This is a genomic window from Dyadobacter psychrotolerans, from assembly GCF_004349265.1.
Taxonomy (GTDB): domain Bacteria; phylum Bacteroidota; class Bacteroidia; order Cytophagales; family Spirosomataceae; genus Dyadobacter; species Dyadobacter psychrotolerans.
Map to the genome: position 1 here is coordinate 779,613 of NZ_SMFL01000002.1, position 12,311 is coordinate 791,923.

A 12,311-nucleotide genomic window follows, 5' to 3' on the forward strand; every position below is an offset into this window, starting at 1 on the left:
GATTAAAATACGATTAAAATTCCTGTCGAAAATGATCAGCAGATTTGGGAGCAGAAGTCTTTTTCGTTTATAATACCAGCAACAATTATTAGTTGGATTGAATTCATTTATTGCCTTCTCAACCACATTTTTTAATGTAGAACAAAAGACAATGTTTTCAAGGTGTCGAAACTGAGTTCCGAAATACTGTCTAAACCTTGTTTATCACATGGTGTTTGTGCCTATTTTTACATTTAATCAACTTTTGGAGAAATAAGAGTTGAAAGTAGGTTAGAACCTAGTAACCGGGCAGGATTAGAGTAAGATGTATGTTAAGGCGCTCTGTTTATGGAAAATTATAGTATTGTTCTTCTGATCATGGGATTGATGATCGGCTTGTCAGCTGTTGCCAACAGGATAAAAATTCCATATCCGATCCTGCTGGTTTCGGCGGGTATAGCGATTGGCTTTATCCCCGGTATGCCAGAAATAGCAATCAATCCGGAAGTTGTTTTCCTGCTTTTTCTTCCTCCGCTGCTGTATGATGCAGCTTTTAACATTTCGATCAAGCAGCTCAGAAGTAACCTGGCTACTGTCGCTACGCTTGCGATTCCGCTTGTTTTTTTAACAACCTCAGCTGTTGCCGTAGTGATTCACTTCCTGATTCCGGAAATGACCTGGCCACTTTCTTTTGTTCTTGGGGCAATTCTTTCTCCGCCGGATGCAGTTGCCGCAACGGGCGTTACAAAGGGTCTTGGTTTGTCACACAGAACGCTTACGATCCTGGAAGGGGAAAGTCTGGTTAATGACGCTTCAGGTTTGATCGCTTACCGCTTCGCTGTGGCCGCAATTGCCGGAGTAGGTGTAGGGATCTGGAATATGTACCTGCAATTTATTCTCGTGGTGGCGGGAGGAGTTTTTGTAGGAATTGTGGTCGGTGTTATTCTGGCTACGTTTTTAAGACAAATTTATGGTAACAGCCTGATTGCGATCAGCGCAATGGCATTGGCTCCTTTTATTTCATACCTGCTGGCTGAGGAGTTTCATGTGTCCGGTGTGCTGGCCGTTGTAGTTCTTGGGATTACCTTGGCACGGTACACCAACAAACTCTTTCCTTCCCAGACCAAAATCCAGAATAAATCATTCTGGGACGTGATCATTTTCCTGCTCAACGGCTTGGTTTTCATCCTCATCGGACTCGAATTTCCACAGGTCGTAAACAGCATAAGCCATCAGGAAATCCTGCCTTTGATTGGTTACAGTTTTTTGATCAGCTTTATTATGCTTGTTATCCGAATGGTTTGGATGTTTGGACATAGCAACAATTTACGAAAAGCGACAATTCAAAAAAAAGAAAATCCCGGCAAATTCAGGTTTAGTTTTTATGCAGATGAAAACATCGACTGGAAAAACTCCCTGATTATCGGGTGGTCGGGCATGCGGGGAATTGTATCGCTGGCTTCCGCTTTGGCGCTTCCGTTGACATTAAGCAGCGGCGAGGCATTTCCGCAGCGGGACGTTCTTATTTTCATGTCGGTAATTGTTGTGCTGATTACGCTTTTAGTACAGGGTCTGAGTTTGCCTCTGCTTGTTCGGGTACTGAAAGTTGATGAAATGAAAACGGCTAAATAACGGCCTCTGTCATGATTGATTTTGATACAATTGAATATTTGAAATACGGTAATGCAAAACAACTGCTTGCTTATAATATCCTGACAGAAACCGGGATTATGGATTTGCTGGCAGAATTTGATCCGCTGCTTGTTGGTACGATACCAATTGATATTGATATCGAAACCAGCGATCTGGATATTGTTTGCTTTTATAAAGACAAATCTTACTATATTAAAAAAGTTAAAACGCTTTTCTCCGGCCATCGGGATTTTACTTTAAGGGAAAAGCAGAATTTTACAAGTGTAGTTGCTGCTTTTCAGGCTGTTCCATTTGAAATTGAGCTATTTGGACAAGATGTTCCGACAAAACAGCAAAACGCTTACCGGCATATGTTGGTAGAACATCAGTTACTTTTGAAATACGGAGATGATTTTCGCTGTAAAATAAAAGACCTAAAAAGAAAGGGATATAAAACTGAGCCCGCATTTGCCTTTGTTTTAGGTCTGGCGGGAGATCCGTACGAAGAGCTGCTTAAATATGAGCATAAGCTTTAAAACACTAAATTCAGAATTATGAAAAGTCGTATAAGAGCTATAATAACAGGAGCAACAGGAATGGTAGGAGAGGGAGTTTTGCACGAATGCCTCCTGGATGAAGATGTAGAAACTGTGTTGGTACTTAACCGAAAACCCTGCGGTGTTGAGCATCACAAGTTAACCGAGATTATTCACAAAGACTTTTTTGATATTTCGCCCATTGAAAATCAGCTTGAAGGATACAATGCCTGTTTTTTCTGTCTGGGTGTATCATCGGTTGGCATGAAGGAAGCTGAATATTATGAAATGACCTACACGCTTACGATGCACGTTGCCCAAATCCTGTCTAAGGTAAATCCGGATATGATCTTCGGTTATGTCAGCGGGGCTGGCACGGACAGCAGTGAAAAAGGACGTTCTATGTGGGCAAGGGTCAAAGGAAAGACGGAGAATGATCTGATGAAACTGCCTTTCAAACAAGTTTACGCCTTTCGTCCGGGTTATATGCATCCGACCCCTGGTTTAAAAAATGTAAATTCGTTTGCTAAGTACATTACGTGGTTATATCCTTTTGCAAAAATAGTGGTGCCAAATTATGTTTCCCGGCTCGAACAGATGGGAAAAGCGATGATCAAATCGGTTAAATACGGGTACCCAAAAAATGTTCTTGAAGTTAAAGATATTAATGCCCTGGCAGCTGAGCAACAATAAAAAAAGAAACCGCATCTCGTTGCTTTGATGCGGTTTTTTTTGGTTTTTATTTTATCAGGATAATTCCGGTTCGGCGACTTCGGCCTTTTTTGGTTTTTGTTTTTTCTGCGCCCAAAGATAAAGCGGAGGCAGTAAAATGGGGGCGAACAAAAGCGTGCTGGTTAAGCCGCCAATAATTACAGTTGCCAGCGGCCGCTGCACATCAGAGCCGATTCCGGATGATATGGCTGCCGGAACCAAACCTATGATCGCTACGACCAGAATCGAAAGCAGTGCTCTCAACTGCTCCGTCGATGCTGCGAGTACATTTGCCTTTATATTATTTTCATGAAGTTCCTGGGCCCGGTTCAATGCTGAAACCAGTAAAACACCCGCCATCACCGAAATTCCGAAAATACTTACAAAGCCAACCCCGGCGGATACATTGAAATAGTATCCTCTCATGAGCAACGCAACAATTCCCCCACCAAGCGCAAAGAGAATGCAGCTCATTGTGACCATTGTGTGCGAGAGGTTTTTAAATAACATAAACAGAAAGAGAAATACCATTACGATCGTAAGCGGGATCGTAAAAAGCAGCTGTTTACCGGCGCGTTCCAAATTTTCATATTGCCCGCCATAAATGATACTGTATCCTTTTGGTACATGGATTTGAGCATTGAGTTTTTTCTGAAGCTCAGCTACAAAACCGCCCTGGTCACGCCCTCGGATGTTGGTCCTGACTGTTACCATACGTTTGCTTCCATACCGGTAAATGTTTGTTTGTCCTTCCATAAAGTGAATGTTCGCAAGCTGCCTCATCGGAATCAGCGCACCGGAAAGCGAAGGCACCTGAACATTACGAATGGCATCGATCGAGTTTCTGTATTTGGGTAAAAACCGTACGACAATGTCATATTTTTTGGTACCGTCGTAAAGCGTTGAAATGGTTTTACCACCAATGGCTGCTTCGATCATGTTCTGTATTTCGGCTACATTGATCCCAAAACGAGCCGCTGCTTCCCGATTGATATTAATGACAAGCTGTTCCTGAGGTCCTTCCTGTTCAATATTTACATTATCCGCCCCGGGCGTGGCTTTCACAATTTTGGCAATTGCTTCCGCTTTTTTTCGCATCATATTCAGATCATCCCCAACAATGGAGACAGCCAGATCTGCCGCGCTGCCTGTAACAATTTCCATTACCTGGTCAATGATCGGCTGGCCGGATGAGAAAGAGACTGCAGGAAGATGTATCTGAAGGTCTTTTCTTATTTTTTCAACCAATTCCTTTTTGGTTATGGTTTTACTCCAGAGATCATAATCCTTTAAACCTACCAGGATTTCATTCCTGTTTGCAGGAAACGGGTCGGTGCCGTCGTCATTTCTTCCTGTCTGGGTTATCACAAAAGCGATCTGCGGGTATTTGGCAATCATCTTACGGATTTTAGGAGCATATTTGGCATTTTCCTGAATTGTAATCCCTGATGGAAAATTGCCGCGCAAAAAGATAGATCCTTCGTCCAGTGTCGGTAAAAACTCTGTTCCCAGTTTTAAGCCAAATAATACAAGAATCATTACCACTGAAAATCCTGCGACTACGGTTGTTTTGTAATTTTTCAAAAACAAATTCAAAGACCTTGCGTAGGTTATTGTCATGAAATCAAGTACATAGTTTTTATGCTCTTTCATAGGCTTTTCCGGATCTGATAAAACTTTTTTGTAGGCAAATGAGATTAGTACCGGAATGAAAGTAAGTGCAGCGATCATTGAACCAATTACGGCAAAAGCAAGTGTAAGCGCCATCGGTGAAAACAGCTTTCCTTCCACCCGGGTCATCATCAGTATGGGCATGTAGGCCAGTATGATGATCGTTACAGAAAAGAAGATTTCCCGGCTAACTTCCTGAGCTGCCATAAGTGTGATTTTTACGATGCCCTGCTGTTTTTCTTCAACCGTTGCCGTCCTGTATTTTCTGATCAAATGCTCGGCCATTACACAGGCGCCGTCCACAATTATCCCAAAGTCGATGGCTCCAAGAGACAGCAGGTTGGCGGGAATTCCTGTGAGACGCATCAGAATAAATGCAAACAATAGAGAGAATGGAATTGTCAGTGCAACTACCAGCGCGCTTCTAACGCTTCCCAGGAAGAATATCAGCAAAATAATTACAATGGATATTCCTTCAAATAAGGTATGTGCAACGGTTTCAAGGGAGTGATCAATCAAAAAGCTTCTGTCATAAAGAGGTCTTAGCTGAACACCTTCGGGTAATTCTGTGGCTTGTAAATCGGCCATTTTTTGCTTTAAAACTTTCAATACTTCGCTTGGATTTTCATAACGCCGTAGAAGAATGATACCTTCAACGCCGCTGCTTACGTCGACTTTATCTTTCGTAATGGTATAACCCATTACTCCGCTTGGCGGCGGTGGTGTAATTTCTACCGTTGCCACATCACGGACGAAAACAGGAACACCATTTTCGGATTTTAACACAATATTCTGGATATCCTGTTCATTCTTGATGGCACCAAGTCCGCGAATTGCAAAGCCCTGTCCGCCTCTGGAGATGATGTTTCCGCCTGTATTTTGGTTGTTTACCTGAATGGCGTTCATCACCTCCTGCAGGGAGAGTCCGTACTTCACCAGTTTTTCGGGAGAAGTATTAATATGGAACTGTTTGAGGGGCCCTCCAAAAGTAGTGACATCTGCAATACCAGGCACCTGTAAAAGCGCAGGTTTGATAACCCAATCCTGCAAATCTCTGAGCTGCGTAGGGCTGTAACTCGAAGGTGCTTCAACCACATACCGCAGAATTTCACCCACGGCGGTTGACAACGGAGCCAACTCAGGAGCTACGCCTTCGGGGAGTCCCGCGGCTGCCAGCCTCTCGGTAACCTGCTGGCGGGCAAAATAATCATCTGTACCGTCTTTAAAAGTCAACTGAACAACTGACAAACCAAAAATGGTTCTGCTTCTTCTGTCCAATACATTGGGCGTGTTTTGTAATGCCCTTTCGATGGGAACGGTTACCTGTTGCTCCACTTCCTCGGCGGCACGGCCGGGATACTGCGAGACAACAATAACATTTGTATCGGCGATATCGGGATATGCTTCGATTTTAAGCTGGGTAAAACACCAGTATCCGATTCCCATGAGCACAACGCTGATGGATATAATTATCCAGCGGTTGCGCAAGCTGAAAAAAAGCAGGTTCTTAATCATTGTAATTGTCTACGTGATTTGTAATTATAAATCCGCCTTTTAACTTCCCTGCGAAGCTGTGTCAAAGCGGCATGTTTTTCGGGCGCGTGGGGCTGAGGGCATGGGCGCTTCAAAGTCTAAACCCCAGGCCCTCTGCTCCAAGCCCCTAATTCCTGGCTTAATATCCAAATGAAAGTCCTTTTAATTGCATAACACCCTTAACGGCAACGTTATCACCATTTTTTAAACCTGAATAAGCAATGATGCGGTCTCCAACCTGGTCGCCTATATTCACTTCTCGTCTTTCAAAAGCAGTTGGACTGGTTTTGACAAATACATAGTTTTTACCCTGGATAGTGATGAGCGCATCCTTGTCAATACTCATGTTTTTACCTTCACTTAAACCAAAGGCAAGTGTGCCAAACATGCCGGCTTTTAGCTTTCCATTTGCGTTGTTGATACTAACCCGAAGTTTGATCATTCGCGTTGTCTGGTCGATCATATCTGCCACATCGTCTATTTTCCCTTTGAAATTTTCGTTTGGAAAGGCAGTGAACTGTAAGGTGCATTTACTACCTTCTTTTACCATACTTATTTCATTTTCAGGAATATCGCAGATGATATAGGCTGTTCCCGCAGGAGCCCTTCGTAGCTGAACCGGCTCAAAACCTCCCGCTTTCAGTTTTGTTTCATGCTCTATTATAGCCGATCGTTCGTTGAGCAGATTGGTCTCTTCCATGGAAAGAGCAGTTTGAGATTCAAGAAGATCTTTTCCTGTAGCTGCGCCGTGCTCCTGCAAATCTTTCATACGGGCGAGTTCGGTTTTTCTTTGTTTGATGTTGATGTTACGGATCTGACTGATCATCGTCAGATGCTGTAACAGCTGGGTGTAGTTTCCGGATAGTTCAGGGTTATCAAAGAGTACGATGTTTCCTGACGCGCCTTCATCGGATCTTACCACTGTTGCAGCAACCTTGGCAGGCGCAGTTATATCTGCCATCAGTGTGCTGCTTTTTATATTTTCAGTGGCAAAAAAATCAGCACTCTGTTCTTTCGGAAATGTGATTTTTGTTCCTGTATCGTTTACGGCCGGTGTGGTATCATCCTGCTGTACCTGCTTGTTTTCCTTGCTTGTACAGGCAGATAAAAGTCCAAAAACCAGCCAGCTGTATTTAATTAAATTTCTCATTGTTATTGGGCGAATTGATTGATTAAGCCGGATGTGTAAAGCAGGTCGATATAACTTTGGCGGTATTGTTGTAAAATGTCGTAGTACTGGTGCTGCGTATCCAGCCAGCTTCTCTGGGCCTCGAGCAGGTCTATGATGGTGGTGCCTCCGCGCAGGTAGGAATATTTCACGCTGCCAAGTATACTTTGGGATTGCGTCAGGAGCTTACTGAAATTCTGCACATTTAAATTCTGGGTCTGATAGGTGCGATAAGCGGTTAGTATTTCCGACTGAATTTGTAGTTCGGTTGTTTTCAGGTCCTGTTCAGCCTGCTGTCTAATTGTTTCCGATTTCTTAATCTCACCCTGATTCCTTGAAAAAATGGGAATTCCCAGCGTTGCAAAGACGCCCATGTACTGCGTTTTGTTTTGCGGGTTATAAATCAACCCAAGTTCCGGTGTTGGCAGCGCGCTTGATTTTTGGAGTTTGATATTAGCTTCTGCCACATCCATCTTGGATCTTATGGTTTGTACATCGCTTCTTTTTTTTAGTGCGTCCTGTATCAGCGCATCCATTTGAGATGGTATGGCAAACTGAAATCTGTCAGTTGTGTCGATCTGAACAGGTTCTGCTGTGCCTAGAAGAAATTTCAGGTTGGTCAGTTCATTTTCATAAATCTGTTTGGCTGACTTAATTTGAATGGCGTATTGGTTGGCCAGAAGTTCGGTTCGGGCAAGATCCGTGTTGGTGATGACCTGGTTTTTTAAACGCAGTTTATTAATGTTAACCAGTGAATCGATGTTACTGCTGGCATTTTCCAAAATATCCAGCTGTTTTCCCGCAGCCCAAACATCCAGCCATTTTTGTGCAACCTCCCGGAAGAGGCTCCGTTCTGTTTCTGTATATTGCTTTTGTGAGAGCCTGACGTTTTGCTCAGCGAAATTTATTTTATTTTCTCTCTGCATGGGCAATTGGAAAGGCTTGGTTATCTGCCACCAAACCTGCCGGTTTGCACCATTTGCCCAGCCGGTCTGTTCGGGAAACCTGTTAGGTTGTATGAGCTGAAGTGACTGGTTATTGACGATCGGATTTGGCCGAAGTGATGCTGTGGTAATTTCTGCCTGCGAAATACTGACATTATACTGTTCCCGTTTCAGGACCGGATTATTTGTTCTGGCAGTCTGTAATGCCTGTTGTAAATTGTAGATCGTTTGAGCCCGGGCGGTGGTGAAAAACCAGAATAACGCCATGGTCAGCCCCATTTTTATTACTTTGAACGCCATTGTCTTTTTAGTTTAGGCTTCCTTGCGACAAAGGTTGATTCAGAGGGTAAAAACGGAATTAAAACCGTTTTATAATTGGGTTAAAAAAACGTTAGAAAAAAATTAGAGCGGATACAATAATCTTGAATTACATCCAAATTCATTATTTTGAGGGAAAATAAGTACTTTGCTATTTGTTAAATAATATAGATAATCAAATACGTCGATAACTGCATGGATTATTTTCTGGTCTCATCCTTTCTAATTTTTTATGTAAGGAAAATCCTTCAGACTAAAACTCAGCTTCCTGAGTGGGATAAAAAACTCGAGATAGTTAAATATATTTCCATTGCGCTTCTTGGTACTTATTATGTTGCCGATTCGCCAGACTGGTACCAATGGATATGGCATGCGTTTCTGATATTTTTACTTGTTGTCGGCTATCGGAATGAGGTTTTCCGGCCTGTGCGGGGACTTCTTCAGTCAGCCATCCCGTTTGTATTGATTTCGGTAATTAATGATTCAGTTGAGCTGATTGCCCCAAAATTCTACGCAAAAAACGACGATTACTTCGCTACGGCCGCTGCTTTTGCTTTTGTACTTTGCTTTGTAATCTGGTTTTATGTTCAAAAACAACAAAAAGCTTTAATCCTTGAACGAGAGGAGCGGATAAAAGAAGAGCTAGCCAGTAAAGCGCAAAAGGAATCTCTGGAATATCTCGTTGCTGAAAGAACCTATGAATTAACATTGCAGAAAGAAGAACTTCAAAAAACCATTGATGAGCTAAAATCTACGCAAAATCAGCTGATACAAAGTGAGAAAATGGCCTCTCTCGGTGAACTAACTGCCGGTATAGCACATGAAATCCAGAACCCGCTGAACTTTGTCAATAATTTTTCTGAGGTTTCGGTAGAACTTTGCCAGGAACTGGAAGAAGAGATAGATAAAACGACACTTCCTGAATCAGATAAAGAGTACATAAAAGAAATAATCAGTGATTTAAGCCAGAATCAGCAGAAGATAACACATCATGGAAAGAGAGCAGATTCGATTGTAAAAGGCATGCTTCAGCACTCGAGAGTTTCTTCAGGTGAAAAAGAGCTGGTGGACATCAATGCACTCGCTGACGAATATATGCGGCTTGCCTATCACGGTTTGCGGGCTAAAAACAAAGAATTTAACGCTGCGCTGGTTACTGATTTTGATCCGACTATCGGCCAGGTTGAAGTAATGCCACAGGATTTGGGACGCGTATTTCTGAATTTGTTTACCAACGCCTTTTATGCCGTTGCAGAAAAGAAACGTCTGCTGGCGGAGGAAGGCACCGTAACGGATTACAGACCGGAAGTCAAAATCACGACCAAAAAGTTTGCTGACACACTGTACATAAGAGTGACAGATAATGGTACAGGAATGCCGGAAACAGTGAAAGCGAAGATTTTTCAACCGTTTTTCACAACCAAACCTACCGGTCAGGGAACGGGTCTTGGGCTTTCGATGAGCTACGATATCATCACCAATGCGCACGGCGGTTCACTGGATGTTGAAACTGTTCCGGGGAAAAAAACAGAATTTAAAATTACGCTTCCGTTAGAAAAAGTGTAAACATGAAAACCAGGTAGCCTGCTTGAAATGTTAAAAAGTGCCGTTTATGAAACAATAAATAATTTACAAACTATGAAGATTCTGGTCGTCGATGACGAAGAAGATGTAAAATCTCTTTTTGAACAAAAATTCAGGAAAGAAATTCGCAGTGGCCTGTTTCAGTTTTCCTTTGCTTTTTCCGGTGAGGAGGCTTTAAGTTATATGGCCAGCCATGCTTCCGAGGTGGTCATGATCCTGTCCGATATCAATATGCCTGGAATGAGTGGAATAGAACTGCTAAAATCTATAAGGAAAGACTTCCCGGCCGCTCCGCCACAGGTTATGATGATTACTGCCTATGGGGACAGCAATAACCACGATCAGGCTATGCAGCTTGGCGCAGACGATTTTCTGACGAAACCGGTCAATTTTGTCGAATTAAAAGAAAAACTATTGATGGTGCAGGAATGAGCGTTTCTGAAATGTGCGAGAGACATTCACTTTACAATACAGGCGAAAGTCGGGCACAAACAACAACTTTATGAAAGCTAAGATACTTGTAGTAGATGATGAGGCGGATTTGCAGCTGTTGATCAGGCAGAAATTCAGAAGGCAGATCCGCGAGCAGGAATATGAATTTGTTTTTGCTGAAAATGGCTTTAAGGCTTTGGAAGTGCTTGAACAGCATCCTGATGTCGACATGGTGTTAAGTGACATTAATATGCCTGAAATGGATGGACTCACCTTACTTATCAGGTTGGGGGAGTCAAGCCCGCTGCTGAAATCGGTGATTGTTTCCGCTTATGGTGACATGGACAATATCCGCATGGCAATGAACCGTGGTGCTTATGATTTTCTGACCAAACCGATTGACTTTAAGGATCTTGAAGTGACGATGGAGAAGACCCTGAAATATGTGGCGCAACTCAAGGAAACGCTGAAAGCAGTTCGGGAAAACGATATTCTGCGTATGTATGTCGATGCGTCCGTCCTTCAATTTATGACGCAGGACAGCTTTGGTCAGTCGCTGATGGCAAGTACAAACATCGATGCAACGGTTGTTTTTATGGATATGTGTGGTTTTACATCCATATCCGAACGCGAATCTCCGGACACGGTTGTCAAGCTGATCAATAAGTATTTTGATGTAATGGTAAAGGAGGTTATCGCACAGGGAGGCTTAGTTGATAAGTTCATGGGCGATGCAGTAATGGCTGTTTTCAGAGGGGAGTATCATCTGGACCGTGCAGTGGAATCGAGCCTCGCCGTAAGAAATCACATAAATGGTTTTATGGAAGAGCTATCCGATCAGTCGGGATATTTCCCAAAGGTGGCAATTGGTATTAATTCCGGGGAAATGGTATCGGGCAACATAGGTTCCGCAGCTTTAAAACGACTGGATTACACCGTGATAGGTGACGCAGTAAATGTCGCTCAGCGCTTGCAGGCTCTGGCCAAACCGGGGCAGGTAGTGGTGCCTGAATCGGCGTATTTAAAAATAAAAGACTCATTTAAGTGTAATCTGATTGGTGAAGTCAACCTCAAAAACAAAGCCAATCCCATTCACATTTATGAAGTTATGGAGTAAGTGCGTGTTTGTAAGTCACACTATATGAATGTACAAGATGCTGAAAAATATATTGTTGGTCGGCTTAGATTGCATCTTCCGGCTGATTTATATTATCATGGCGTTCACCATGTCTTGGATGTAAAGGATGCCGCTTTGTCGATAGCGGTTCAGGAAGGCGTACAGGATGAAGAATCACTCGCACTCCTGAAAACAGCTGCCTTATACCACGATTGTGGTTTTATGAACGCCTATCAGAACCACGAAGAAGAAGGATGCCGGATCGCACGGGAAAAACTGCCCGATTTCGACTTTAGCGCCTCACAAATCGACCTGATATGCGGGATGATTATGGCTACCAAAATCCCGCAAAAACCGAAAAATCACCTCGAAGAAATCATCTGTGATGCGGATCTGGATTACCTGGGAAGAAATGACTTTGAGCCGATCAGCCAAACCTTGTTTTTAGAATTAAGAGAACGAGGTTTGGTTTCTGATATTCACGCCTGGAATCAAATACAGATCAAGTTTATCGGGGCTCATCAATATTGGACAAAGACTTCCAAAGAAAAAAGGGAGCAGGCAAAGCTGATTCACTTAGCTGGTTTACAGTGCAACTGATACCATTTCCGGAATTGACTATAGCCGGACTTAGGCTAAAACCTTTCATCAGGTGGGAGCTTTCTTCCCCACGCTGATGCCCGGGG

The 12,311-nt window shown here is 43.1% G+C and carries 10 protein-coding genes; 7 read left to right on the forward strand and 3 right to left on the reverse strand.

The features are described 5' to 3' along the window. Positions 1-327: 327 nt before the first annotated feature. From E0F88_RS06985 to E0F88_RS06995, 3 genes are read left to right on the forward strand one after another with little or no spacing between them, the layout of a single operon-like run. A complete protein-coding gene (locus E0F88_RS06985) occupies positions 328-1,611 on the forward strand; it encodes a Na+/H+ antiporter (protein ID WP_131957494.1) in 1,284 nt (427 codons plus the stop codon). A gap of 11 nt (positions 1,612-1,622) precedes the next feature. Continuing rightward, entirely contained in the window at positions 1,623-2,147 is a 525-nt protein-coding gene (locus E0F88_RS06990) for a DUF4269 domain-containing protein (protein WP_131957495.1), read from the forward strand. A gap of 18 nt (positions 2,148-2,165) precedes the next feature. Next, the gene (locus E0F88_RS06995) at positions 2,166-2,840 is read left to right on the forward strand and encodes an NAD-dependent epimerase/dehydratase family protein (protein WP_131957496.1); all 675 of its coding nucleotides are present in this window, start codon (positions 2,166-2,168) and stop codon (positions 2,838-2,840) included. A 54-nt stretch (positions 2,841-2,894) separates the two neighbouring features. Here the strand turns inward: E0F88_RS06995 and E0F88_RS07000 are convergent, their stop codons facing one another. The 3 genes from E0F88_RS07000 to E0F88_RS07010 form a co-directional block, all read right to left on the reverse strand. Continuing rightward, the gene (locus E0F88_RS07000) at positions 2,895-6,044 is read right to left on the reverse strand and encodes an efflux RND transporter permease subunit (protein ID WP_131957497.1); all 3,150 of its coding nucleotides are present in this window, start codon (positions 6,042-6,044) and stop codon (positions 2,895-2,897) included. A gap of 157 nt (positions 6,045-6,201) precedes the next feature. Further along, entirely contained in the window at positions 6,202-7,212 is a 1,011-nt protein-coding gene (locus E0F88_RS07005) for an efflux RND transporter periplasmic adaptor subunit (protein ID WP_131957498.1), read from the reverse strand. A 2-nt stretch (positions 7,213-7,214) separates the two neighbouring features. Further along, the gene (locus tag E0F88_RS07010; RefSeq protein WP_131957499.1) at positions 7,215-8,474 is read right to left on the reverse strand and encodes a TolC family protein; all 1,260 of its coding nucleotides are present in this window, start codon (positions 8,472-8,474) and stop codon (positions 7,215-7,217) included. A gap of 213 nt (positions 8,475-8,687) precedes the next feature. Between E0F88_RS07010 and E0F88_RS07015 the strand changes: the two genes are divergently transcribed. The 4 genes from E0F88_RS07015 to E0F88_RS07030 all read left to right on the forward strand — a co-directional run bounded on the left by E0F88_RS07015 (position 8,688) and on the right by E0F88_RS07030 (position 12,225). Further along, positions 8,688-10,058, forward strand: a complete 1,371-nt coding sequence (locus E0F88_RS07015; protein ID WP_131957500.1) for a sensor histidine kinase — start codon at positions 8,688-8,690, stop codon at positions 10,056-10,058. 72 nt (positions 10,059-10,130) lie between these two features. Next, positions 10,131-10,508 carry a response regulator gene (locus E0F88_RS07020; RefSeq protein WP_131957501.1) on the forward strand — a complete coding sequence of 126 codons (378 nt, stop codon included), beginning with the start codon at positions 10,131-10,133 and terminating at the stop codon, positions 10,506-10,508. Between the two features lie 70 nt (positions 10,509-10,578). After that, positions 10,579-11,625 (forward strand): adenylate/guanylate cyclase domain-containing protein, encoded by a 1,047-nt coding sequence (locus tag E0F88_RS07025; RefSeq protein WP_131957502.1) that lies wholly within the window; start codon positions 10,579-10,581, stop codon positions 11,623-11,625. A gap of 24 nt (positions 11,626-11,649) precedes the next feature. Next, positions 11,650-12,225, forward strand: a complete 576-nt coding sequence (locus E0F88_RS07030) for an HD domain-containing protein (protein WP_131957503.1) — start codon at positions 11,650-11,652, stop codon at positions 12,223-12,225. Positions 12,226-12,311: the final 86 nt, after the last annotated feature.